Source organism: Pseudomonas sp. TJI-51 (assembly GCF_000190455.2).
Lineage (GTDB): Bacteria > Pseudomonadota > Gammaproteobacteria > Pseudomonadales > Pseudomonadaceae > Aquipseudomonas > Aquipseudomonas juntendi.
Genome location: NZ_AEWE02000025.1, coordinates 1 through 24,188 on the forward strand (window position 1 = coordinate 1; position 24,188 = coordinate 24,188).

At 61.5% G+C, this 24,188-nt stretch carries 25 protein-coding genes; 13 read left to right on the forward strand and 12 right to left on the reverse strand.

All coding sequences use genetic code 11. The features are described 5' to 3' along the window. Positions 1 to 570 precede the first annotated feature (570 nt). Together G1E_RS06125 and G1E_RS06130 are read right to left on the reverse strand one after the other, a co-directional pair. Positions 571 to 1,548, reverse strand: a complete 978-nt coding sequence (locus G1E_RS06125) for a hypothetical protein (protein WP_009682970.1) — start codon at positions 1,546 to 1,548, stop codon at positions 571 to 573. A gap of 10 nt (positions 1,549 to 1,558) precedes the next feature. After that, complete coding sequence (locus tag G1E_RS06130; RefSeq protein WP_009682969.1) at positions 1,559 to 2,047, reverse strand: type VI secretion system tube protein Hcp; 489 nt, start codon at positions 2,045 to 2,047, stop codon at positions 1,559 to 1,561. A 787-nt stretch (positions 2,048 to 2,834) separates the two neighbouring features. Here G1E_RS06130 and hemA point away from each other — a divergent pair. The 6 genes from hemA (at position 2,835) to G1E_RS06160 (ending at position 8,183) form a co-directional block, all read left to right on the forward strand. Continuing rightward, positions 2,835 to 4,112 carry a glutamyl-tRNA reductase gene (hemA, locus tag G1E_RS06135; protein ID WP_009682968.1) on the forward strand — a complete coding sequence of 426 codons (1,278 nt, stop codon included), beginning with the start codon at positions 2,835 to 2,837 and terminating at the stop codon, positions 4,110 to 4,112. Beyond that, entirely contained in the window at positions 4,109 to 5,191 is a 1,083-nt protein-coding gene (prfA, locus tag G1E_RS06140; RefSeq protein WP_009682967.1) for a peptide chain release factor 1, read from the forward strand. Before hemA ends, prfA begins: the two co-directional genes overlap by 4 nt. Further along, complete coding sequence (prmC, locus tag G1E_RS06145) at positions 5,191 to 6,021, forward strand: peptide chain release factor N(5)-glutamine methyltransferase (protein WP_009682966.1); 831 nt, start codon at positions 5,191 to 5,193, stop codon at positions 6,019 to 6,021. The genes prfA and prmC overlap by 1 nt, the downstream gene beginning before the upstream one ends. Continuing rightward, positions 6,015 to 6,770: a molybdopterin-synthase adenylyltransferase MoeB gene (locus G1E_RS06150; protein WP_047149700.1), complete on the forward strand. Its 756-nt coding sequence runs from the start codon at positions 6,015 to 6,017 to the stop codon at positions 6,768 to 6,770. Before prmC ends, G1E_RS06150 begins: the two co-directional genes overlap by 7 nt. Beyond that, complete coding sequence (gene murI, locus G1E_RS06155; RefSeq protein WP_047149701.1) at positions 6,763 to 7,560, forward strand: glutamate racemase; 798 nt, start codon at positions 6,763 to 6,765, stop codon at positions 7,558 to 7,560. Before G1E_RS06150 ends, murI begins: the two co-directional genes overlap by 8 nt. Positions 7,561 to 7,664: 104 nt before the next feature. Beyond that, positions 7,665 to 8,183 carry an acyloxyacyl hydrolase gene (locus G1E_RS06160; RefSeq protein ID WP_009682962.1) on the forward strand — a complete coding sequence of 173 codons (519 nt, stop codon included), beginning with the start codon at positions 7,665 to 7,667 and terminating at the stop codon, positions 8,181 to 8,183. A gap of 65 nt (positions 8,184 to 8,248) precedes the next feature. On the opposite strand, the gene G1E_RS06165 is transcribed toward G1E_RS06160, so the two are convergent. From G1E_RS06165 to G1E_RS06185, 5 genes are all read right to left on the reverse strand, one after another. Further along, on the reverse strand, positions 8,249 to 8,950 hold the full coding sequence (locus G1E_RS06165) for an SDR family NAD(P)-dependent oxidoreductase (protein WP_033690439.1): 702 nt from the start codon (positions 8,948 to 8,950) through the stop codon (positions 8,249 to 8,251). Between the two features lie 19 nt (positions 8,951 to 8,969). Then, positions 8,970 to 10,391, reverse strand: coding sequence for a deoxyribodipyrimidine photo-lyase (gene phrB, locus G1E_RS06170; protein ID WP_009682960.1), 1,422 nt, complete (start codon positions 10,389 to 10,391; stop codon positions 8,970 to 8,972). After that, positions 10,382 to 11,281, reverse strand: a complete 900-nt coding sequence (locus G1E_RS06175; protein ID WP_009682959.1) for a MerR family transcriptional regulator — start codon at positions 11,279 to 11,281, stop codon at positions 10,382 to 10,384. Before G1E_RS06175 ends, phrB begins: the two co-directional genes overlap by 10 nt. Further along, entirely contained in the window at positions 11,271 to 12,239 is a 969-nt protein-coding gene (locus G1E_RS06180; protein WP_009682958.1) for a DUF523 and DUF1722 domain-containing protein, read from the reverse strand. Before G1E_RS06180 ends, G1E_RS06175 begins: the two co-directional genes overlap by 11 nt. A 99-nt stretch (positions 12,240 to 12,338) precedes the next feature. Next, on the reverse strand, positions 12,339 to 13,325 hold the full coding sequence (locus G1E_RS06185; protein ID WP_009682957.1) for an NAD(P)/FAD-dependent oxidoreductase: 987 nt from the start codon (positions 13,323 to 13,325) through the stop codon (positions 12,339 to 12,341). A gap of 187 nt (positions 13,326 to 13,512) precedes the next feature. On the opposite strand from G1E_RS06185, the gene G1E_RS06190 reads away from it, so the two are divergent. Next, positions 13,513 to 14,418, forward strand: coding sequence for a TIGR01777 family oxidoreductase (locus tag G1E_RS06190; RefSeq protein ID WP_009682956.1), 906 nt, complete (start codon positions 13,513 to 13,515; stop codon positions 14,416 to 14,418). A 13-nt stretch (positions 14,419 to 14,431) separates the two neighbouring features. Further along, on the forward strand, positions 14,432 to 15,454 hold the full coding sequence (gene hemH, locus G1E_RS06195; protein WP_009682955.1) for a ferrochelatase: 1,023 nt from the start codon (positions 14,432 to 14,434) through the stop codon (positions 15,452 to 15,454). 78 nt (positions 15,455 to 15,532) lie between these two features. Here hemH and G1E_RS06200 read toward each other — a convergent pair whose 3' ends face one another. Together G1E_RS06200 and upp are read right to left on the reverse strand one after the other, a co-directional pair. Beyond that, positions 15,533 to 16,807: a uracil-xanthine permease family protein gene (locus G1E_RS06200; protein ID WP_009682954.1), complete on the reverse strand. Its 1,275-nt coding sequence runs from the start codon at positions 16,805 to 16,807 to the stop codon at positions 15,533 to 15,535. Between the two features lie 2 nt (positions 16,808 to 16,809). Continuing rightward, entirely contained in the window at positions 16,810 to 17,448 is a 639-nt protein-coding gene (gene upp, locus G1E_RS06205; protein WP_009682953.1) for a uracil phosphoribosyltransferase, read from the reverse strand. A 159-nt stretch (positions 17,449 to 17,607) separates the two neighbouring features. Between upp and G1E_RS06210 the strand changes: the two genes are divergently transcribed. From G1E_RS06210 to G1E_RS06220, 3 genes are all read left to right on the forward strand, one after another. Further along, entirely contained in the window at positions 17,608 to 18,165 is a 558-nt protein-coding gene (locus tag G1E_RS06210; protein ID WP_009682952.1) for a hypoxanthine-guanine phosphoribosyltransferase, read from the forward strand. 44 nt (positions 18,166 to 18,209) lie between these two features. Then, positions 18,210 to 18,680, forward strand: a complete 471-nt coding sequence (locus G1E_RS06215) for a hypothetical protein (protein WP_009682951.1) — start codon at positions 18,210 to 18,212, stop codon at positions 18,678 to 18,680. Positions 18,681 to 18,748: 68 nt separating this feature from the next. After that, a complete protein-coding gene (locus G1E_RS06220) occupies positions 18,749 to 19,039 on the forward strand; it encodes a PA4642 family protein (protein WP_009682950.1) in 291 nt (96 codons plus the stop codon). A 268-nt stretch (positions 19,040 to 19,307) separates the two neighbouring features. Here G1E_RS06220 and mqo read toward each other — a convergent pair whose 3' ends face one another. Next, on the reverse strand, positions 19,308 to 20,816 hold the full coding sequence (gene mqo, locus G1E_RS06225) for a malate dehydrogenase (quinone) (protein WP_009682949.1): 1,509 nt from the start codon (positions 20,814 to 20,816) through the stop codon (positions 19,308 to 19,310). 765 nt (positions 20,817 to 21,581) lie between these two features. On the opposite strand from mqo, the gene G1E_RS06230 reads away from it, so the two are divergent. Further along, a complete protein-coding gene (locus tag G1E_RS06230) occupies positions 21,582 to 22,166 on the forward strand; it encodes a YajG family lipoprotein (RefSeq protein WP_029886852.1) in 585 nt (194 codons plus the stop codon). A gap of 94 nt (positions 22,167 to 22,260) precedes the next feature. Here the strand turns inward: G1E_RS06230 and G1E_RS06235 are convergent, their stop codons facing one another. Then, positions 22,261 to 22,467, reverse strand: a complete 207-nt coding sequence (locus tag G1E_RS06235) for a hypothetical protein (RefSeq protein WP_009682946.1) — start codon at positions 22,465 to 22,467, stop codon at positions 22,261 to 22,263. Positions 22,468 to 22,627: 160 nt separating this feature from the next. Here G1E_RS06235 and G1E_RS06240 point away from each other — a divergent pair, with 160 nt between their 5' ends. Next, positions 22,628 to 22,888 (forward strand): hypothetical protein, encoded by a 261-nt coding sequence (locus tag G1E_RS06240; protein WP_009682945.1) that lies wholly within the window; start codon positions 22,628 to 22,630, stop codon positions 22,886 to 22,888. 33 nt (positions 22,889 to 22,921) lie between these two features. On the opposite strand, the gene G1E_RS06245 is transcribed toward G1E_RS06240, so the two are convergent. After that, positions 22,922 to 24,088 carry a 1-acyl-sn-glycerol-3-phosphate acyltransferase gene (locus G1E_RS06245; protein ID WP_029887157.1) on the reverse strand — a complete coding sequence of 389 codons (1,167 nt, stop codon included), beginning with the start codon at positions 24,086 to 24,088 and terminating at the stop codon, positions 22,922 to 22,924. Between the last annotated feature and the right edge of the window lie 100 nt (positions 24,089 to 24,188).

A 24,188-nucleotide genomic window follows, 5' to 3' on the forward strand; every position in this document is an offset into this window, starting at 1 on the left:
GTTCGGAGATTCCCTAATGATGCAAAGTTTACATATGCGGCTCGCTTCAAGCATGGCGAATTTATAGACCGGTTACTGCTATGTTAAGCATTATGCCAATATAGGTTCACGCATATGCTATTGGCGCTGTTATTAGCAATAACAACGGGAGCGTTTGTTCGAGCTTCAATACTGGTTTTCAAAGGGTTTGGTAGTGATCAGCAGCATATAGGCATGCCCTAAATAATAGCAGTGTGAGAAAAAGTGCTAAGCACATAATGACGAGTCTGCTAAGTAATTTTTTTATGCGGGCCGGTAGTTGGTTTACTTCATTAATGTCTATCAGGCCTTTACGTGCATAGACTTTTGGGGAGACTAACATTAAAGATATTGTCCCGAATCGAAAAACTTTTCCGATAAAGCCAAGTTCAGCGTATGTTTTTCTGTTCTCACTGATCAGCTTGCAGTTGGGTAGCAGCGATTCAATGTGTTCAGTCAGGCGATGGGACAAATATAGCGTTATCGACATGGATATGAAGATCGCGGTGATAAGGAGGGCGAACACCGCTCCCAAAATTTCATGAGCTGTGGTCACTTTATCACCCGTTCGTAGAATAAATCTCCCATGAATTCTCCACCATCGCTTCCGAACTTCCCGCCTAGCATCCCCCCAAAGGCTCCGCCCGCTACACCGCAAGCGATAGCTCCAGGCCCGCCCGATACGGTTCCGAGAACCACGCCGCAAGCTGCTACGCCAACTATGTTGCCTGCATATGCGCCAACTACGCCTCCACCTACGCCACCTGCCAATGAACTACTCTCCACAATTTTAGCTCTTCTGCACTCTTCCTCTCTCCCTTCCGTGCAGGCTTTATTGATTGATAGACCTGTACTCGAAACTTCCAGTGCAATGCCTAAATAAGTTCCTTTTTTTATCAGGTTAGCAGCCTTGCTCACACCGGCAACCTTATCCGCATACCCTGCAATCTCACCCGTATGCAAATAGCTTTTCGTGGAAATGGCTAGCATTCTTTTGATGGAGCCATTGTTGCGCAAGCCTGAGCCGAACGCCGCCAACCTGCGCAACTGCTCATCCAGCTTCGTGAAAAGCCCCGCCCGCTTGGCGTAAAACTGCTCGCGGGCTTTGAGGGACCCTGAGCTCATGTGCTCTCTATGCAGCGTCTCGATTTCCAGCAAGGTGTCTTGAATCGCTTTGAGATACTTGCTCCAACTATCGCTTACCACGCCCGTGCCCATGGACGCATGGGCGAGCAGACTCTTCAACAGCTCGAAATTGTCTACGAAAAACTCATCGGCACCCTGGCCGCTATGCATCAACCCCATATGGGTCACGGTAGCCTTCGACATCAAATACGCCTCCTGACTGGTACAGGAAGGCGTTGACCAGTCACCGACGATCACCAGTTCGCCGCTTCTGACCACGCTGTTGCAAATGTGCGAATTCAGGATGTCGAACTTGCTGGCCGAATGCCCAGTCAGCGCAAGGCCGGCCTTGAGGGTGTGGTAGTTCTGCATCCTGGGGTTGATGAACGCACGGGCTTCAGACATGGCGACCCCCTCAGGCGTACTTCTTGTTTCCGATCCGGTCCCACCCGCCAGCGATGTTGCCGCCGCCGGAGCCGTCAATGCGTTTTTGCTGGGTATAGGTGGTTTTGATTCTCCCGTAATCGAGCTGCACCACCTCTATCGGTACTCCATCGGCGGCGCTTTGGGTGTAGTCGGCAATGATCACTTCTTCGAGAATGATTTCGTAATATTTGAGCTTGTCGCCGCCCGCGCGGCAGAGTGCGAGTTTAACTGCCTTGAGATGTTGGCCTGCGCAGCTGGCTTCCATCAATTTGCAACTGGCACTGTCGAGAAACTTGGTGAAGGTGAAATGGCTGACGGCCGTGCGGCCTGATGTGGCGCCACCGGCAGAGCTTGCGGTGGCTGAAGTGCTTTGGCTTACACCGAATTGGTAACCTGTGACTTCGATCCATTTGTTGTATTTTTCGTCCAAGGCCTCGCCTGGGATATCATCGATTTTTATATAAGCGTCAAAAGCCATGCTTACCTCTCTTTGGTAATCATTGTCAGGTTTTAATTTTCTGGTGAGGAACCAAATCCAGATCAGTGATGGGAAAGGCTAGGCATTGAAATTGGGTGAAGCAATAGCTGGATCTGCAATTCAGAAATGGACTACAAGTCGATGGAAAAAATCGATACAGATATGTCGAAAAAAGTAATTCACATAAGCTTTTGTAGGAAATATCCCCTCGTTACATTGTCACGTCGGGTTTCGATTCGGTCAGGTCAAGGCGTCTGTTATGTGCCGCTGCTTCAGTGGCGTAGCGGGCTTCGGTTTTGCTTCTAAGCACGCGGTAGCACACGCGCCGCAGATTGCGACTTCAGGAGGCCGAGCGAAGGGCATGCGGAGGGAGGTGACGGGCATGGATGCCCGTCAAGCGCTGAGGCCCCAGGGACGGGGCCTGCAGCGCGTACTCCCGGGAGCATGCCCGTAGCGAAGGGACCCCGGAGCGCAGCGTAGGGGCCGGATGATGGGAGCGGACGGCTTTGGTTGCTTTGGCCACGACCAAAGTAACCCGCCGGAAGGGCGCAAAGGTGACTCAGCGCCACCATCGCGAACGAATACCTACTCGGTGTGAATGCCCACATCTTGCTAAAGCTAAAATCCGAGCCAGATCAAAATCAGGATCCGGGGCTGGAATCACAGCTGGTGCGGGCGTGCAGCCGGCGATAGCCGCCGCGCTATCAGCGCAATAGCGAACGGTGGTTGTCCTGAAACCTGCGAAAGAGGACAATTATCGGCTTCCTGTCACAACCAGCGACTTCGCATGGCCTTTCTTGCACTCGGTATCAACCATAAGACTGCCTCGGTAGACGTACGCGAGCGCGTGGCGTTTACCCCAGAGCAGCTGGTAGACGCCCTGCAGCAGCTCTGCCGACTGACGTCCAGCCGCGAAGCGGCGATTCTGTCGACGTGCAACCGCAGTGAACTCTATATAGAGCAGGACCACCTGTCCGCCGACGCCGTACTCAAATGGCTGGCCGATTACCACCGCCTCAGCCTCGACGAACTGCGCGCCAGTGCCTACGTGCACGAAGAGCACGACGCCGTGAAACACATGATGCGCGTGGCCTCGGGCCTCGACTCGCTGGTGCTCGGCGAGCCCCAGATCCTCGGCCAGATGAAGTCTGCCTACGCCGTGGCCCGCGAAGCCGGTACCGTCGGGCCGTTGCTCGGGCGCCTGTTCCAGGCCACCTTCAGTGCTGCCAAACAGGTGCGTACCGACACCGCCATTGGCGAGAACCCGGTGTCGGTGGCCTTTGCCGCCGTCAGCCTGGCCAAGCAGATCTTCGCCGACCTGGGGCGTAGCCAGGCCCTGCTGATCGGCGCCGGCGAAACCATCACCCTGGTCGCCCGCCACCTGCATGAGCAGGGCGTGCGCCGCATCGTGGTGGCCAACCGTACCCTGGAACGCGCCAGCATCCTGGCCGAACAGTTCGGTGCGCATGCCGTTCTGCTGGCCGACATCCCCCAGGAGCTGGCCAACAGCGACATCGTCATCAGCTCCACTGCCAGCCAGTTGCCGATCCTTGGCAAAGGCGCGGTCGAAAGTGCGCTGAAGCAGCGCCGGCACAAACCGATCTTCATGGTCGACATCGCCGTGCCCCGCGATATCGAAACCGAGGTCGGTGAGCTCGATGACGTCTACCTCTACACCGTCGATGACCTGCACGATGTCGTGGCGGAGAACCTCAAGAGCCGCCAAGGCGCGGCTCAGGCTGCCGAAGAACTGGTGACAGTCGGCGCCGAAGACTTCATGCTGCGCCTGCGTGAACTGGCTGCCGTGGATGTGCTCAAGGCCTATCGCCAGCAAAGCGAGCGCCTGCGCGACGAAGAACTGCAAAAGGCCCAGCGCCTGCTGGCCAACGGCGGCAACCCCGAGGACGTACTGGCCCAATTGGCCCGGGGCCTGACCAACAAACTCCTGCATGCGCCCAGCGTGCAGTTGAAAAAGCTCTCGGCCGAGGGGCGCGTCGATGCGCTGGCCATGGCCCAGGAACTCTTTGCCCTCAACGAGGGCTCGACGGACAAAACCCCGCAATGAAAGCGTCACTGCTGAACAAACTGGAAATTCTCCAGGACCGCTTCGAAGAACTCACCGCCTTGCTCGGCGATGCCGAGGTCATTTCCGACCAGACGCGCTTTCGCGCGTATTCCCGCGAGTACGCCGAGGTCGAGCCGGTCTATGCTGCCTATAAAGAGTGGCGCAAAGTCCAGGACGACCTCGAAGGTGCCCAGGCGCTGCTCAAGGACAGTGACCCGGACATGCGCGAAATGGCCGTGGAAGAAGTGCGTGAAGCCAAGGAGCAGTTGCTGACCCTGGAGGCGCAGCTGCAGCGCATGCTGCTGCCCAAGGACCCGAATGATGGCCGCAACGTGTTCCTCGAGATCCGCGCCGGCACCGGTGGCGACGAGGCCGCGATCTTCTCGGGTGACCTGTTCCGCATGTATTCGCGTTACGCCGAAAAGCGTGGCTGGCGCCTGGAGATTCTGTCCGAGAACGAAGGCGAACACGGCGGCTACAAAGAAATCATCGCCCGTGTCGAAGGTGAAAACGTCTACGGCAAGCTCAAGTTCGAGTCTGGCGCGCACCGCGTGCAGCGCGTGCCGGAGACCGAATCCCAGGGCCGCGTGCACACTTCCGCCTGCACCGTGGCGGTACTGCCCGAGCCAGACGAACAAGCGGCCATCGAAATCAACCCGGCTGACCTGCGCGTGGACACCTACCGCGCCTCCGGTGCCGGCGGCCAGCACGTCAACAAGACCGACTCGGCGATCCGCATCACCCACTTGCCCACCGGCATCGTGGTGGAGTGCCAGGAAGAGCGTTCGCAACACAAGAACCGCGCCCGCGCCATGTCCTGGCTGTCGGCGAAACTCAACGACATGCAGACCAGCGCCGCCCAGAACGCCATTGCCAGCGAGCGCAAACTGCTGGTCGGGTCGGGTGACCGCTCGGAACGTATTCGTACCTACAATTACCCACAGGGGCGGGTGACCGATCACCGTATCAACCTGACCTTGTATTCGCTGGACGACATCCTCAGTGGTGGCGTGGACGCGGTGATCGAGCCGCTGCTGGCCGAATACCAGGCCGATCAACTGGCTGCCCTGGGGGACTGATGACCATCATCGCCAGCCTGCTGCGCAACGCACAGTTGCCAGAATCGCCTACCGAACGCCTGGATGCCGAACTGCTGCTGGCAGCGGCCATCGGCAAGTCGCGCAGTTATCTGCACACCTGGCCCGAGCGGATCGTCAGCAGCGAAGACGCGCAGACCTACGCCGGGTACCTGCAGCGCCGCCGCGGCGGTGAGCCGGTGGCGTATATCCTTGGCCAGCAAGGTTTCTGGAAGATCGACCTGGAAGTCGCGCCGCACACGCTCATCCCACGGCCGGATACCGAGCTGCTGGTCGAAACCGCCCTCGAACTGCAGCCCGCAGCCCCAGCCAGGGTTCTCGACCTGGGCACTGGCACGGGCGCCATCGCATTGGCTCTGGCCAGCGAGCGCCCCGCCTGGCAGGTCACGGCCGTAGACCGGGTGGCAGAGGCCGCTGCGCTTGCCGAGCGCAACCGGCAGCGCCTGAGCCTGAGCAATACCCAGGTGCGCCTCAGCCATTGGTTCGACAGCCTGGCCGGTGAGCGTTTCGACCTGATCGTCAGCAACCCGCCCTACATCGCCGCCGCAGACCCACACCTGGTGGCTGGCGACGTGCGTTTCGAGCCCAGCAGTGCGTTGGTGGCTGGCCCCGATGGCCTGGACGACCTGCGCGTGATCGTCACCCAGGCCCCTGGGCACCTGGTGCCGGGTGGCTGGTTGCTGCTGGAGCATGGCTATGATCAGGCCGCGGCAGTACGGGCCTTGCTGGTCGAACAGGGCTTCAACGAGGTGGCCAGCCGGACCGATCTGGGTGGCCATGAACGCATCAGCCTGGGGCGCCTGCCATGCTGAGTGATCTGGAACTGCTGCGCTACAGCCGCCAGGTGCTGCTGGCGCAGATCGACATCGACGGCCAGCTACGCCTCAAGCACAGCAAGGCATTGATTGTCGGGCTGGGTGGCCTGGGTTCGCCGGTCGCCCTGTACCTGGCAGCCGCGGGGGTTGGCGAACTGCACCTGGCGGACTTCGATACCGTCGACCTGACTAACCTGCAGCGCCAGGTGCTTCACGACAGCGACAGTGTCGGCATGAGCAAGGTCGACTCGGCGCTGCAGCGCCTGCAGGCCGTCAACCCTGAAGTCACCCTGGTTGCCCACCGCCAGGCGCTGGACGACGACACCCTGGCAGCCGCGGTAGCGGCCGTCGACCTGGTACTGGACTGCTCCGATAATTTCTCCACGCGCGAGGCGGTCAACGCCGCCTGTTTCGCCGCCGGCAAACCCTTGGTCAGCGGTGCGGCAATCCGTTTGGAGGGGCAGCTGTCGGTGTTTGACCCGCGTCGCGACTACAGCCCTTGCTACCACTGCCTGTATGGGCATGGCAGTGAAGCCGAGCTGACCTGTAGCGAGGCGGGGGTGATCGGCCCACTGGTGGGCCTGGTCGGCAGCCTGCAGGCGCTGGAAGCGATGAAGCTGCTGGCAGGCTTCGGCGAGCCGCTGGTCGGCCGGCTGCTGTTGATCGACGCCCTCGGCACCCGTATTCGCGAACTGCGGGTCAAGCGCGACCCGGCGTGTGCCGTGTGCGGCAAGCGCGATGGCTGAGCGCTCGGCGCCGGTCGGCGTGATGGACTCAGGTGTTGGTGGCTTGTCGGTGCTCGCCGAGATCCAGCGCCTGTTGCCCAACGAGACACTGCTGTACGTGGCCGATTGCGGCCATGTGCCTTATGGCGAAAAATCCCCGGACTACATCCGTGAGCGCTGCCGGCGCATTGCCGGGTTCTTCCGCGAGCAAGGCGCCAAGGCCCTGGTGCTGGCCTGCAACACCGCCACGGTGGCGGCCGCAGCGGATCTGCGCGAGCTGTACCCGAACTGGCCATTGGTGGGGATGGAGCCTGCAGTAAAGCCTGCCGCGGCTGCGACACGCTCAGGCGTGGTTGGCGTGCTGGCCACCACCGGCACGTTGCAAAGTGCCAAGTTCGCGGCTTTGCTCGACCGCTTCGCCAGCGACGTGCTGGTGATCACCCAGCCTTGCCCGGGGTTGGTCGAGCTGATCGAGACCGGCGACTTGTGCAGCCCCACGCTGCGCCAGATGCTGTGGGGCTATGTCGAGCCGCTGCTGGCCGCTGGTTGTGACACCTTGATCCTGGGCTGTACCCATTACCCCTTCCTGCGGCCGCTGCTGGCCGGCATGGTGCCGCCAGATGTGGCCATCATCGATACCGGTGCCGCCGTCGCCCGCCAGTTGCAGCGGCTGCTAGGCAACAATGGCCTGCTGGCCGCCGGACCGGCGCAGGCTACCCGCTTCTGGACCAGCGCCGACCCCTCATCCCTGAAAAAAATCCTGCCTGTGCTGTGGCATAAGTCTGACGATGTGCAAAGCTTTGTCATGTGAAAAAAACGTGAAGAAAAGCTGAACTATCGTACCACTGCCGCTTTCTATGCCTTGCCTGAGATGAGGCGATCATTAAAACAGCACTAGGATGAAGGATGTTTCTCATGAAGAAACTGCTGGGCTTGGCGGCGGCTGCCGTTTTCACCATGGGGCAGGCAGTGTTGGCGCAGGCTGCTGATGTATCGGTTTCGGTAGGGCAGACCGGTGACTCGACGATGGTCTACCGGCTGGGGCTGCAGTCGAACTGGGATGCCAGCTGGTGGCAGACCAGCGTCGGCCGCGTGACCGGCTATTGGGACGGTGCCTACACCTATTGGGACGGCGACGACACGGCTAGCAACCACAGCCTGTCGTTCGCACCCGTATTCGTGTACGAGTTTGCCGGCCATTCGGTCAAGCCCTACATCGAGGCGGGCATTGGCGTGGCAGCTTTCTCCAGCACCGAGCTGGAAAGCAACGAACTGGGTTCGTCGTTCCAGTTCGAAGACCGCATCGGCTTCGGCCTGCGCTTCGCCGGTGGGCATGAAATTGGTGTGCGTGCGATTCACTACTCGAACGCCGGCATCAAAGAACCCAATGACGGGGTTGAAAGCTACAGCTTGCATTACCGCATGGCGCTCTGACCCGATCGGGTCAACCATCAACCGCCAAGCGCGACCCAGGTTCGCGCTTGGCGGGGAGCCTGCCGTCACCTTGGCGGCAGCGGCCATAGCCCACTGAGGTCAAGCGTCTCCAGTACCAACTCGGGCTCAGCCGCGGGCCAGCGCCGCAACAACTCCTGCGCGGCGCTTTGCGGCGTCCACTGCTCCGGAAAGGCTTGCGCAGGCGTCACTGGCGTTTTCAGCGACTGCGGTCCTACCACGGTCAGCGATATCCCCAACGCCTTGAGCGCATCACGTTGCTCACGTACCCACTGCGGCAGGTGGTTCCAACCGGCGGTTACCTGGCTTGGCGCGTACAACTGCAGGGCCGAATAACGGTTGAAAATAGCCATCACCTGGGGTGAATCACCCTTTGCCAGCAAGGGCGTCACCGCTGTCAGGCAGTGCTTGCCCGCCAGCTGGTTGCTGGTGACGATGGCCTCGATCAATTCGCTGTCAGCCACATCGCCCGGCAGGTAATCGCTGGTGCCGGCATTGATGATCACGCCGTCCAGTGAGTGCCAGTGACGGGCGATCAACTGACAAGCGTCAGCGGCTTGCTGTGCATCGTGCAACTGCCAGGGCACTTGCAGGAATTGCTGGCCATAGCGTTCGCCCAGCGCTTCGAACGCAGGCGCATCCTTGCCACTCGCGGCCACCCGGTGGCCTTGGTCGAGCAGCCCTTGCAACAACGCCAAGCCAAGTCCATTGCTTGCGCCTGTAACCCAAAAACTGCGTGAGTTATTCAAGACGTTCTGCCCCCTGATGTTACCGCCGCGGCAGGCCTTTGAAGGCCTCCAATGCACGTTGGCGACTACTGCCCAGATCCACTATTGGATTGTGATACGAATTACCAGCGAAAAGATCCGTAGATTTCATCGGACCATGAATTGTTTTTTCATCGATATCGCGAAGCTCCGGCAGCCAGTGACGAATGAAACGCCCCTCAGGGTCGAACCGCTGCGATTGTGAGACCGGGTTGAAAATGCGGAAATAGGGCACCGAATCGGTGCCGGTAGAGGCGCTCCACTGCCAGCCGCCATTGTTGGCGGCCAGGTCACCATCGATGAGGTGGCGCATGAAGTGACGCTCGCCCTTGCGCCAGTCGATCAACAGGTTTTTGCTGAGGAACATGGCGACGATCATGCGCAGCCGGTTGTGCATCCAGCCCGTGTGCAGCAGCTGGCGCATGGCCGCGTCGATGATGGGGAAGCCGGTGCGGCCCTGCTCCCAAGCCTCGAGATCGCCCGGCGCATCGCGCCAGGGCAGGGCTTCGGTATGGCTGCGGAAGGCGCGGTGCCGCGAGACCTGTGGGTAGCCGGTAAGGATATGCTTGTAGAATTCGCGCCACAGCAGTTCGTTGACCCAGGTCTGCACACCCGTGCTACCGCTGTCGAACTCGCCCTTGTTGGCGGCAAGGGCCCCATGCAAGCACTGGCGCGGGGAAATTACCCCGGCGGCCAAATAAGGCGAAAGCTGGCTGGTCCCCGGCATTGCCGGCAGATCCCGGGTTTTAAGGTAATCGTCGATGGTTTCGTCCAGAAACTGCGACAGGCGCTGCTGTGCATGGGCCTCGCCCGCCGGCCAGTGTTCACGCAAGGCGCGCGGGGTTTTTTCGAAGCCGTCGATATCTTGCGGGATCGGGTCACTGTGGATCTTCAGCGCAGCCTGGCGCTTTACCCGCCGGGCCAGCGCAGGCAGGCTGCGGTGCAGGTGTTCAAGGCAGGTTTTCTTGAACTGGCTGAATACCTGAAAGTAATCGCCACTGCGGGTCAGGATGGTGCCTGGGCGAAACAGCAGTTGGTCGAGATAGCTGTGCGCCTGGACAGACGCTTTTTCCAGCAGCTTGCGCGTAGCAGCGTCCCGGCGCTGCTCGTTGATGCCGTATTCCTCGTTCCAGTGCACGCTTTGCACCTGGTGTTGTTGGCAAACATCGAGTACGGCCTGAGGCGCCTGGTCCCAGGTGTCGATCTTGCGGATCAGCAGCGGGATGTTCAGCTTTTCCAGCGCCTGGCGCAGGTCGCGCAGGTTGCGTAGCCAGAAATCGACTTTGCAGTCGGCGTCGTCGTGCGCACGCCATTGCCCGGGGCTGACCAGCCACAAGGCGACGGTCGGCCCGCGTTCGGTCGCAGCGCTCAGTGCGGTATTGTCATCGATGCGCAGGTCACTACGCAGCCAGGTCAGGTGCATGGGGCATTGATCTCTACAGGCTGGCGGTCATGGGCTTGAAGCAGGCGCAAGGCCGCTTGCGGGGTATCGAACAGGAAAAGGTCAGGCAGTTCGCTGTCTTTGAGGCGGGTTTCATGCAGTGCAACCATGCTGCCACCAAGCAACTTCGGCCCCGGCACCCCTTGCAGGGCACGCAGCAAGGCTTTGTCGTCCATGCGCGGGCCCAGGTGCAGTAGCACGGCCCGGGGTTGGAAGATGCTGACTGCGCTTTGCAGTTGCGCCGCGCTGACAGGCTGCTCGAGCACCTCAACGGGGATGCCATTGCTGGTGAACAACCAGGCGCACAGCCACAGCCCTGGGCTGAAGGCGCGCTCGCTGTCTTCGGCCAGAAGCACGGCGGGGCCGTGCAGCAACTGGTTGTCGTGGTAGACGCGGGCGCCCAGCTTGCTGCGTAGCCAGCCGTAGAAGAACACCTGCTCCAGCCGCGCGTTGAAGTAGCTGCCCCAGCGCAGGTCGAGCAGGTCGAGCAAGGGCAGCAGCAATTGTTCGCACAGGGTCAGAGCCGGATACAACGCCATGGCCTGGTTAAGTTGCTGGTCCAGGTTACGTTGCGACAGGCCGGCGATGGCTTCGACCAGCTCGTACTGACGGGCTTGCCAGTCGCCTTTGGGCGCGCTGCTGGTTGGTTTGTCGAGCAACTCGCGCACTTGGCCAACAGAGGCACCCCGCTGCAACCAGGCCAGGATCGTTTCTACCCGTTCCACCTGGCTTTGTGGGTACAGACGGTGCCCCTTCGCTGTGCGTTGTGGTTTCAGCAGGCCATAACGGCGCTCCCAGGCGCGCAGCGTGACCGGGTTCACCCCGGTGCGGCGGGCCAACTCGCCTATTGGTAACAGCACCTCAGACCGCATTGCGTAAACCCAGGCTTTCAGGGTGGGGTTGCAGGTAGGCTTGTTGAAGCAGGTACGGGTCCGGGTGCTTGCGCAAGTGGTGTTTGAGCAGCGTCAGTGGCACCACCAGCGGCACGACGCCCTGCTGGTACTGGCCGATGATCGTCTGCAGCTCGGCTTTGTCCTGCTGGGTGAGGGTGTCCTTGAAATAGCCGCTGAGGTGCTGCAGCACATTGCAGTGGGTGCCACGGCTGGCACAGCGGCGCAGCGCCTGCATCAGCTGGCTGAAATACCGCTGGCCCACCTGTTGCGGGTCATCGTCCTTGCTCATGCTGCCGAGCAGGCGCCCGAGGGTGCGGTAGGCCTGAGGGTTGTTGGCCATCAACAGGTACTTGTAGCGCGAATGGAAGCTTACCAAGGCACCCCGGCTGAGGCCCTCGGCCAGCAGGCGTTGCCAGTCGGCATAGGCATAGACACGGCTTATGAAGTTCTCGCGCAGCACCGGGTCATGCAGCCGGCCTTCCTCTTCCACCGGCAGGTCGGGGCGTAGCGCGCAGAAGGCCTGGGCAAAGGCGCCGCGACCACTCTGCACCGCAGGGTGGCCGTTTGGCTGATAGACCTTGACCCGTTCCAAGCCGCAGGACGGCGATTTCTGCATGAAAATGTAGCCGCAGATGTCACCCAGCTCAGCGGCCATCTGCTCGCCGTAGCTGCGTAGCGGCCCGGTCAGGTCCATGCCCGGGTTGCGGGTGCCGACCACTTCAGGGTTGTTCGGGTCGCCAACCAGGCGGATCGGATCGCGAGGCACGCCTAGCCCGATGGCTACCTCTGGGCAAACAGGCAGCCATTCGAAATGTTCTTCCAGTTGCTTGCGACACAGGTCGGAGGCCTTGTGGCCGCCGTTATAGCGCACGCTGTGCCCGGTGAGGCAGGCGCTGATGGCAATACGCGGCTTGCTGTGGGTGGGCGGGTTTTGCATGACTGCCTCCGAAAACCTGTACGTTTGTAAAAACTTGTACAGGTTTATTCCAGCACAGTGCGGAAGTTATGCAAACCAGTTTTTTTGTATAAGGTGAAATCAGTCCAAATGTTCGAGCAGTCGCCGTGCTGCTTCCTGGCCGCTAAGCCAGGCGCCTTCTACACGCCCCGACAAGCACCAGTCGCCGCACGCATACAAGCCCTGGTCGGCATCGGCCAGGGCGCCCCACTCATGGTTGCTGCTCGGGCGGGCATACAGCCAGCGGTGGGCCAGGGAGAAAGCGGGCGCGGGCACCACGCAGCCGATCAGTTCGGCGAATTCGCCGTACAGATGCTCGATCACTGCCTCTCTGGGCAGGTCGATATGCTGCCGGCTCCAGTCTGCCGTTGCGTGCAATATCCAGGTATCGGGCTGCTCGTCGCGGCCAGGCTTGCTGCGGTTGCGTGCCAGCCAATCGAGGGCGCTGTCCTGCACGAAGCAGCCTTGCATCGGTGTATCCAGCGGGGCCTGGAATGCCAGGGCCACGGCCCAGGTGGGTTCCATCTGCACGCCGGCCGCCACGGCGGCCAACTTGGGCGTGGCGGCCAGCAGCGGTGTCGCCTGGGGCGCCGGCACGGCAATTACCACGCGGCTGAAGGGGCCGTGGCTGCAGCCGTCGGTATCCTGCAGGTGCCAGTACTGCTTGCCGCGAAACACCTCGGCAATGCGGCAGTCGAAATTCACCGTCACGTCCTTGAGCAGGCCGCGGGTGATCGCGCTCATGCGCGGCACGCCTACCCAGCGTGTCTGCTCGTCGGGGGAGGGGCTGAGGGTGCCGTCGCGGTAGTTGTACAGCTGGGGTTTCCACTGTTCTGCCCAGCCTGCGGCCACCCATTGCTGGACCTGCTCGACAAAGCGTCGGTCGCGGGCAGTGAAATACTGCGCGCCAAGGTCGAGGGCGCCGGCCTCGCTGCGCTTGCTGGCCATGCGCCCGCCGCTGCCCTTGCCTTTATCGAACAAGTGCACCGACTGCCCGGCCTTCTGCAAAGCCTGGGCGGCAGACAAGCCGGCGATACCGGCACCAATGATGGCAATAGGTACTGTCATGATGGCCTCTTCAAACCTTGCTATGAGCAGACTACGCTGTCAGGAAAACCTGTACAAAGCAAAAATATTGTATAAGGTAATTCCGCTTTGCCGGACAGGTTGGCCTATGTTTATCCGAGAGCGTCGGGTCAAAAAAGTGCCTTGATGTTAAAAATAGACCAACGCTGCAATCTGCGAGGACACAGGCATGCATATATTGCTGACAGGCGGTACCGGGTTGATTGGCAAGCACCTGTGCCAGTACTGGCTCAGCCAGGGTCACCGGCTGACAGTGTGGAGCCGGCGGCCACAGGAAGTGGCGAAGATCTGCGGCGCCGGGGTGCGGGGCATCGCCCGGCTTGAGCAACTGGAAGCAGACGATCAGCTCGATGCAGTGGTCAACCTGGCGGGGGCGCCGATTGCCGACCGGCCCTGGACGGCCGCCCGGCGCAACCTGTTGTGGGCTAGCCGCATTGTCCTGACCGAGCAACTGCTGGCTTGGCTGGGTACCCGCGAACAGCGCCCTGAGGTGTTGCTATCCGGTTCAGCGGTGGGCTGGTACGGAGACGGCGGTGAGCGCGAACTGACCGAAGCCTCGCCCCCGGTGCGGGAAGATTTCGCCAGCCAGTTGTGTATAGCCTGGGAAGAAACAGCCCAGCGCTCGCAGGCCCAGGGCATCCGTGTGGTGCTGGTGCGTACCGGGCTGGTGCTGGCCAGCGATGGCGGCTTTTTGTCGCGCTTGCGCATCCCCTTCAAGCTGGGGCTGGGTGGGCCGTTGGGCAACGGCCGGCAGTGGATGCCGTGGATCCATATAGACGACCAGGTCGCCCTGATTGATTTTCTCTTGCAGCATAAGGACGCCAGCGGTCCTTATAATGCCTGCGCTCCAACGCCCGTGCGCAACCGCGAGTTCGCCAGGCGGCTGGGCCGTGCGCTGCATCGGCCGGCGCTATTGCCGGTGCCGGCACTGCTGCTCAAGGCCGGCTTGGGCGAGCTGTCGACCTTGCTGTTGGGCGGCCAGCGTGCGCGCCCGGTACGTTTGCTGGAGGCGGGCTTCGCCTTCCGCTTCAATGATCTGCAATCGGCCCTGGACGACCTGTCCAGCCGCCTCTGACATAGGACGCTGCATGACTGATCACGCCCTGCTGCTGGTCAACCTGGGTTCCCCGGCCTCCACTTCGGTGGCCGATGTACGCCGCTACCTCAACCAGTTTCTGATGGACCCGTACGTGGTGGACCTGCCTTGGCCACTGCGGCGGCTGCTGGTGTCGTTGATCCTGATCAAACGACCGGAGCAGTCGGCCCATGCCTATGCGTCCATTTGGTGGGAGGAGGGCTCGCCGCTGGTGGTGCTGACCCGCCGCCTGCAGGCCGCCATGGTCGAGCACTGGCCGCATGGGCCGGTTGAAATAGCCATGCGTTACGGCCAGCCGGCGCTGGAGGATGTGTTGGCGCGTCTGGCAGCGCAGGGCGTGCGCAGGGTTACCCTGGCGCCGTTGTATCCACAGTTCGCGGACAGTACGGTGACCACGGTCGTGGAGTTGGCGAAACAGACCATCCAAGAGCGCCAGTTGCCGTTGCAAATGCGGGTGCTGCAGCCGTTCTACGAGCACCCCGCGTATATCCAGGCACTGGCGGCCAGCGCCGAACCTTACCTGGCACAGGATTACGACCACCTGTTGCTGAGTTTTCATGGGCTGCCGGAGCGGCACCTGAAAAAGCTGTACCCGCGCGGCACGCGCGGCAAGCATGATCTGCGTGCAGCCGACTGCTGCAAAGATGCCAGCGCCGAGGTGCGCGCGGTGTGTTACCGGGGTCAGTGCCTGGCGACCGCCAAAGCGTTTGCGGCGCAGTTGGGTATACCCGACGGCAAGTGGTCGGTGAGTTTCCAGTCGCGGCTGGGGCGTGACAAGTGGATCGAACCGTACACCGAAACACGCCTGGACGAGCTGGCCAAGGCGGGGGTCAAGAAGTTGCTGGTGATGTGCCCGGCATTCGTGGCCGACTGCATCGAAACGCTGGAAGAAATCGGCATGCGCGGCAGTGAGCAGTTTGTCGAGGCCGGCGGGCGGGAGCTGGTGCTGGTGCCGTGCTTGAACGACCACCCGCAGTGGGTGAGGGTGTTGGCGGACATGTGTGAAAAGGCCTGAGTGAACCGGCCTTTTCGCGGGTGAACCCGCTCCCACAGGGTGTTTTGCTGCCCTGTGGGCGCTCAGGTCAAGGGTGGCTCAAGGCTGCTGATCCTCGAGCTTCTTGTGCTTCCAGCCGTCATTGCCAGGCAAGATCAGGTTCAGGGCAATCGCCACGATGGCACACAGTGCAATCCCCTTCAGGCCCCAGTCATCCGGGCCATCACCGCTGCCGATCAGTACCCCGCCAATACCGAACACCAGGGTCACCGACACGATCACCAGGTTGCGCGCTTCGGCCAGGTCGACCTTGTGGCGGATCATGGTGTTCAAGCCTACCGCGGCGATCGAGCCGAACAGCAGGCACAGGATGCCGCCCATCACCGGCACCGGAATACTCTGCAGCAGCGCGCCGAACTTGCCGATGAACGCCAGGGTAATGGCGAATACCGCCGCCCAGGTCATGATCTTCGGGTTGTAGTTCTTGGTCAGCATCACCGCACCGGTCACTTCGGCGTAGGTGGTGTTGGGCGGGCCGCCGAACAGGCCGGCGGCGGTGGTGGCCAGGCCGTCACCCAGCAGGGTGCGGTGCAGGCCGGGCTTCTTCAGGTAGTCACGGCCGGTTACGCTGCCAACCGCGATAACCCCGCCAATGTGCTCGATCGCAGGTGCCAGGGCTACCGGAACGATGAACAGAATGGCCTGCCAGTTGAACGCTGGCGCCGTGAAGTTGGGCATTTCCAGCCAGGGGGCAGCGGCAATTCTGGCCGTGTCGACCACGCCAAAGGCAAATGACAGGGCAAAACCCACCAGCACGCCAGCGATGATCGGCACCAGGCGGAAGATGCCTTTGCCGAACACAGCGACGATCAGTGTGGTCAGCAGCGCCGGCATGGAGATCAGCATGGCTGTCTTGTACGGCAGCAGCACGCTGCCGTCGCCAGCCTTGCCCATCGCCATGTTGGCAGCAATCGGCGCCATGGCCAGGCCGATGGAGATGATCACCGGCCCGATCACCACGGGCGGCAGCATGCGGTCGATGAAACCGGTGCCTTTGATTTTCACCATCAGGCCCATGAAGGTATACACGAAACCTGCGGCCATCACGCCGCCCATGGTCTCGGCCAGGCCGAACTGGCCTTTGGCGAGAATGATCGGGGTGATGAAGGCGAAGCTGGAAGCCAGGAACACCGGGACCTGACGGCCGGTGACCAACTGGAACAGCAAGGTACCGATACCCGCGGTGAACAGCGCCACGTTCGGGTCCAGGCCGGTGATCAGTGGCATCAGTACCAGCGCACCGAATGCCACGAAGAGCATCTGCGCGCCCGAAACGACCTGGCGCCAGAGCGGGTCGTTGAAGCCGTCCTGCATGTTCAGGCGTCCTTTTGCTTGGTGCCGAAGATCTTGTCACCGGCATCGCCGAGGCCCGGCACGATATAGCCGTGCTCGTTCAGGCGCTGGTCGATCGAGGCGGTGTAGATCTGTACATCGGGGTGAGCTTTTTCCACCACGTCGATGCCTTCTGGTGCCGCGACCAGGACCATGGCGCGAATCTCTTTGCAGCCAGCCTTCTTCAACAGGTCGATGGTGGCAACCATCGAGCCGCCGGTTGCCAGCATGGGGTCGATGATCAATGCCAGGCGCTGGTTGATGTCCGGGGCGAGCTTTTCCAGGTAGGTGTGGGCTTCGAGGGTCTCTTCGTTGCGGGCAACACCGACCGCGCTCACCTTGGCACCCGGGATCAGGCTGAGTACGCCGTCGAGCATGCCGATGCCGGCACGCAGAATGGGCACTACGGTGATCTTCTTGCCGGCGATTTTCTCTACCGCGACCTTGCCACACCAGCCGTCGATCTCGTAGGTTTCGAGCGGCAGGTCCTGGGTGGCTTCATAAGTCAGAAGAGCGCCGACTTCCTGGGCGAGTTCGCGAAAATTCTTGGTGCTGATATCGGCACGGCGCATCAGGCCGAGCTTGTGGCGGATCAGCGGGTGGCGGATCTCACGAGTGGGCATAGGGGGGGCTCCGAAAGGCGGGCAAAAAAACCGCGCTAGATTAATCTATTCAGCCTGCGCTGTCGTCTGGTCATTCTGCACGTTAGTCCATAAACGCTTGATCTGTGACGAGCGGATGCGTACCTTTGCCCGCTTTTCCAAAATCCCCCGGAGCGCGCCATGTCCGCCGATCTCGAGCATATCCGTCAAGTCATGCGTGAAGCTGACTGCCTGTACACCGAAGCTGAGGTCGAAGCGGCCATCGCCAAGGTGGGCGAGCAGATCTGCAAGGACCTGCACGACAAGAACCCTGTGGTGTTCTGCGTGATGAACGGTGGCCTGATCTTCTCCGGCAAACTGCTGACCCACCTGCAGTTCCCGCTGGAAGCTTCCTACCTGCACGCCACGCGCTACCGCAACCAGACCAGTGGCGGCGAGCTGTTCTGGAAGGCCAAGCCCGAGGTGTCGTTCATCGACCGCGACGTGCTGATCGTCGACGACATCCTCGATGAAGGCCATACCCTCAGTGCCATCATCGAGTTCTGCAAGCACGCCGGCGCGCGCTCGGTGTACACCGCCGTGCTGATCGACAAGGACCACGACCGCAAAGCCAGCCCGGACCTCAAGGCCAACTACGTGGGCCTGCCCTGCATTGACCGCTACATCTTCGGCTATGGCATGGACTACAAAGGCTACTGGCGCAACGCCAACGGCATCTTCGCCGTCAAGGGCCTGTAAAAACGGCCACGTGTTAGAGTGCGGCTTCATACAAGGAGCCTCACATGCGTGCGTTTCTCCCCCTTCTGGTGGCCATCAGCCTGCCGCTGGCCGCTGCACCGCTGCACAGCCAGTTCCTGCCCCCGGACGACCTGGCCCTGCGTCAGGAAGCACCCACCAGCCAGCAGTTGCTGCAAGTGACCGACTACTCGGTGGTAGTCGGTGCCCAGCGGCAGTCCGACCAGCAGCCGATCCCGATCACCTCGTCGCTGCAAGTGCGCCTGAAGGGCAAGCCGCTGAGCAAGGGGGCGACCATTGCCCAGGTGCTGCTGACATTCGACGGTGAGGCCGCCAAGAGCCTCAAGAAACCGGTGTACGACGACAAGACCCGCACCTTGAACCTGAATTACCCCCTCAGCGACTACCGGGTGATCATGGACCTGCTGCGCAACGAAACGCTGTATGTGCAGTTCCTCACCTATGGCAATGGCCACATCTGGGCCGACCTGCACACGGGCACCGTACGTACGCGTTGAGGCGCGCGGCCTGCGGGGGGTAAACTGCCGGCCTTCGAAATTCCGTGATGGTCCAGATGGAGCCGGCAATGCGTAAAGACAAGAAACAGGTAATCGGTGACGAAATCAGCGACGACTACATCAAGTCGTTCCTTCAGTTCGAGCCGGCCGATGGCGTCACCTCACCCTCGCTGCACAAACTGGTGAAAGCTTACCGCGGCCTGCGTGTGGACGACTTCCAGCGTTTTGTCGGGTTCTTCGTCGAAGCCGGCCTGGACCTGGATGGCAAGGACGAACACGGCAAAACCTTCGTCGAGCAGATCGCCGACCAGCGCAATGCGCAGGAGTACATCGAGATCATCGCCCAGGCCCGTGGTTGATCGTTGGCCTGTGCCGCCTCCTCGCGGCCCAGGCTGACCAACCCGCAGGCAAAAAAACGCCCCGAAGGGTGATGCCTGTCCTTTAAGCGTTATTGGGGCTGCTTTGCAGCCCTTCGCGGGCGCGCCCGCTCCCACATGTTTGGCGCTGCACTCAATAAATGCGCGATCCCTGTGGGAGCGGGCGTGCCCGCGAAGGGCCGCAAAGCGGCCCCCAATTACTTAACTGACTGGCATTACCCCGAAGGGCGTTTTTTCGTTACCGGGCCAGTCAGGCGTAATGCTTGGCTGCCGGGCTGCTTTCCACCAAGTCCAGTGCCGCGTCGTTATCTGCACTGATCTTGCGGTACAGGGCCGCATCGGTCGCCAGGGTCTTCTCGCGTGCGGGGAAGATTTCCTTGAGTTTGTCGGCCCAGGCCCCTTTGGCCTGCTCAGGGAAGCAACGCTCGATCAGTTCCAGCATGATCGAAACGGTCACCGAGGCACCTGGCGAGGCGCCGAGCAGTGCAGCCAGGCTGCCGTCCTGCGCCGAGACCAGCTCGGTGCCGAATTGCAGCACGCCGCCTTTCTTCGGGTCTTTCTTGATGATCTGCACGCGCTGACCTGCGACTTCCAGGCGCCAGTCTTCGGCCTTGGCCTGCGGGTAGAAGCGCCGCAGGGCTTCCAGGCGCTGTTCCATCGACTGCATCACTTCGCTGACCAGGTACTTGGTCAGGTCCATGTTGTCGCGGGCCACGGCCAGCATCGGGCCGATATTGCCCATGCGCACCGACAGCGGCAGGTCCATCAGCGAACCGTGCTTCAGGAACTTGGTGGTAAAGCCGGCATAAGGACCGAACAGCAGCGAAGTCTTGCCGTCTACAACCCGGGTGTCCAGGTGCGGTACCGACATCGGTGGCGCACCCACGGCGGCCTGGCTGTAAACCTTGGCCTGGTGCTGCTTGACGATTTCCGGGTTGTCGCAGCGCAGCCACTGGCCGCTGACCGGGAAGCCGCCAAAACCTTTGCTCTCCGGGATGCCGGACATCTGCAGCAGCGGCAGGGCCGCGCCGCCGGCGCCCAGGAACACGAAGCGGGCGTCCACTTCACGGCTGCCGCCGCTGTTGACGTCCTTGATGCTGACGGTCCAACCGCTGCCGTTACGGCGCAGGCCGACGACCTTCTTGCTGTATTTGACCTGCGCGTGCGGCGCGTCACCCAGCAGCTTCAGCAGCTTCAGGGTCAGGGCGCCGAAGTTGACGTCGGTGCCTTTGGCCACGCGGGTCGCGGCGATGTGCTGGTCGGCAGGGCGGCCAGGCATCATCAGCGGCATCCAGTCGTTCATCACGGCCTTGTCTTCGGTGTACTCCATCTCGGAGAAGGCATGGTGCTGCTTGAGCAGCTCGAAGCGCTTCTTGAGGAAGGCAACACCCTTGTCACCCTCGACGTAGCTCAGGTGCGGGACAGGGTTGATGAACGCACGCGCCGAGCCGAAGTTGTCCTTCTTGCTCAGGTAGGCCCAGAACTGGCGCGAAACCTCGAACTGGGTGTTGATGTGCACGGCCTTCTTGATGTCGATGCTGCCATCGGCGGCCTGCGGCGTGTAGTTCAGCTCGCACAGGCCGGCGTGGCCGGTGCCTGCGTTGTTCCAGGGGTTGGAGCTTTCCGCGGCTCCGGAGTCCATCGCCTCGACGACCTCAAGCTTCAGGGTCGGGTCAAGCTCCTTGAGCAGTACGGCCAGGGTGGCACTCATGATGCCCGCGCCTACCAGTACCACATCAACCGATTCGTTCTGCGCCATTTAACGCGTCTCCACAATCTACAGCTACCTAATTGACAGCATAGGACCTGGGGTTGCCAGGGTCGCCATGTCCGGCTTTTCGCAGTTCTTGCAACTTCCGCGGACACCGCCAACCAGTCTTCGGGTTCAGGTATTGAACGCCGTTTGCCAGGGCTGCGGCAATTCGACTTATGGTCAAGGTGTCGTGCGTGCGTTATGGAGCGGGTCAGGCACTCATGCAGGATGAGCGCATTTGCCGCCTGTTCAGGGCTGTTCGGGACACATCTGCCGCTTTTACACATGCCAGACTGTTCATTTGCTCGCCACACTCTTGTGAAGTTGTGAAAACCGTTTTTTCACGCTCTTTTGGAGACGTGAACCTCAAAAAGGGACTGCGCGATGGCAACCCGCAGGTTCATGCAGCGTGAAGGGCCGGAAAAGCAGGCACGACAGCCGATGCAAGACCTGAGTGGAAGGCTCTCTGTGGGCGAAGCGTTGAAGTTGCCGGGGTCAATCGGCGAGTGCGGGGCCCGATCAGGAGACGTCCTTATAATCGGGGGGAGATTATAACGATGTCGCGGGCAGAAATGTCGCCATTCGTGGTTTTTATTGCAGCGTTTGTCAGGCCAGGCGCATGCGCGGCTGCCAATGCCGGCTTGCGCGGGCGCAAAGTACAGGCCCGGGCAGTGCATGAAAGCATTGTCACAAGCGGGCTGGGACCGATGACTGGCCGATGCGGGGCTGGGTATACTGTGCGCCTTAGCCGCATTTTCTGGAGAAACGCGCATGTTGCAACGTCTGTTGTTCGGTTTGCTTGCCGTGGCCAGCCTCAGCCTGGTCGGTTGTGCCCACAGCCCGCAACAACTCAACCCGCAACCCACGCTCAAGGCCCAACTCGCGCCGGTCGGTCATGGCCAGCCGGTGGTGGTCCGGGTGGTTGACGGTCGCCCATCGCAGTCGCTGGGTACCCGTGGTGGCATGTACCCTGAAACCAGCACCATCAGCGTCAGTGGCAACGACGTGGTGCCCAAGCTGCAGGCCCAGGCTGAAGCGGCTGTACGCCTGCTCGGCTTCACGCCTACGGCCAACGCCTACAACGCGCCGCAGTTGACCGTGACCCTGGCCGAGCTGAAGTACCAGTCGCCCAAAGACAACCTGTACGTGACCGAAGCCACGATCGGTGCCACCTTCCGTGCCGACGTGAAGAATGGCGGCCGCAGCTACAGCGGCCGTTACGGTGCGTCGCTCGACCAGCGCTTCGGCATGGCACCGAACCAGGACACCAACACCCAGTTGGTAGGCGACGTTCTGAGCGATGCGCTGACCCGCATGTTCAAAGACCCGAGCATTGGCCAGATCCTGGCCCAGTAAGCCCTCTGCGCTGCTGAAAACCCGCTGCCTGGTCGCCAGGCAGCGGGTTTTTTGTGCCTCGCCAACGCTTGCCGGTGGGGTGGCCGGCGCAGGTTCACGCCGCCTCTATGTGGAAATCCAGCAGGCTGAAGCCAGTGCCGGCGTCCACCTCCGGCAGGTCTGCATGCACATGCCCGCCCAGCGCGCAGTAGACCAGCCACTGGCGGTCTTGCACATTGATGGCAAAACCATCGATCAGCGCCTGTTGCTCCTCGCTTTGGGCAACGAGGTAAAGGCGGTCCTGGTTTTCGGCGTGCAGCATGAAATAGCTCCGGCTCTTGGGAAGGTCGACAGGGTGGCCTGCTCAGATGACGAGCCGATGACAGATGAAATTAAATGACAGTTTGTCGCCAATGCCGGGCAGCGAAGGGCGAGTTGCGTAGAATGCGGGCCTTCGCCGTCGCTTACACCGAGGTTGCGTGATGTCCTTGCAAGTGCTTTGGGGTTTTCTGGCCGCCCATCCCACCAAGTTGATCAATGTGCTGGCGCTGCTGCTGACCTGCCCGGGCGGGTTGCTGCTGCAAAGCGCGCGGCGGCGCGCGGCCGAAACCCGCGAGAGCCTGGCGTTTGAGGAGGGGGTAGTGGATGCCTTCGACCTGCGGGTGCCCAAGTACTTCTACATTCTGGGCTTCGCTTGCCTGGCCATGGCGCTGCTGCTGTCCTGGCTCAGCACTTGGGTTTGAGATTGCGGGGCTGCAAGGCAGCCCCGCAATCGGTCAGGCAACCGGCGCCTGCTGCCTGACCTGGTACTGGTTGCGCACCGGTGTCGCATACTGCAACACCAGGTACGGCCGCTGCTCTTCAGGGCAGGCCGCCAGCCGACGTTGCCATTCTTCCTTGGCCTTGGCCAGTTCGTCGGCCGGGAACACCTGTTCGGCGCCAGGTACCTGCAGGGCTTCGTCCTTACCCTCCCACATTGCGTAGGCCAGGTAATGCACCGGGAACAAGCGGTAGCCAGCCAGGATCTGGCGGTCGATCTCCGCGGCCAGCTGCTTGGTATCCTCGTAGTACTCGGTCACCGGTGGCGCGAAGTTGATGTGCACCCGGCCCTTGTAGCCGGTAATGCCCTTGGCAATGCTGTTGTCGTCCTCCCCTGGGGCCTTCTGGTAGCTGCCAGTGGTGGCGCGGATATACAGCTCGCGGGCTTTGGCCTGGTCGCACGGGTCGTACTCGTAGCTGATCGACACCGGCGTCAGGTTCAGGCTCTGGATGACGGCGCCAAACGCCTCGTCCTTGCGGCTCATGTGGAACATCTTGAGGATCGCCGAGTCGGTGCGGTCGTCACCGTCCTTGGCGCGGCCCTCGGCCTGGGCGATCCAGATCGAGGTGGCGTCGTTGCGGATCGAGTGGTTGATGTAGGCCGAGAGCAGCTGATAAGCCGCCAGCTTTTCACGGCGCCCGCTGATCGAACGGTGCACGATGAAACTCTTGTTCAGGCGCATCATGTCGCTGACGAACGGCTTTTGCAGCAGGTTGTCGCCAATGGCGATGCGCGGCGTGGGCAGGCCGGCGTGGTACACCGCATAGTTGACGAAGGCCGGGTCCATCACGATGTCGCGGTGGTTGGCCAGGAACAGGTAGGCCGTACCTGCCTTCAACTGCTCCACACCGGAATAGCTGACGCCGTCGGTGGCGCGGTCGATGGTCTGGTCAACGTAGTACTCGACCTTGTCCTGCAAGGTGGAAACGCAGGTCACACCGGCGAATTCCTTGCGCAGGCGGCGGGCGATCAGCGGTTTGAGCAGCCAGCCGAAAGCCCCGGCTGCCCGCGGGAAGCGGAAGTGGGTGAGGATATCGAGGAATGCCGGGTCGCTGAGCAGGCGGGCCAGAACCGCAGGTACCTCAGCGTCGTCGTAGGGTCGGATGGCATCGAATTCGCCCATCATGCTCTCTTGTTGGAAACGGCTAGGGTAATAAACAGGGGCAGGCTCCGAAAAACGGCTCGGACGCACACGGGCCCCGTAAACAGACCAGCAATTATAC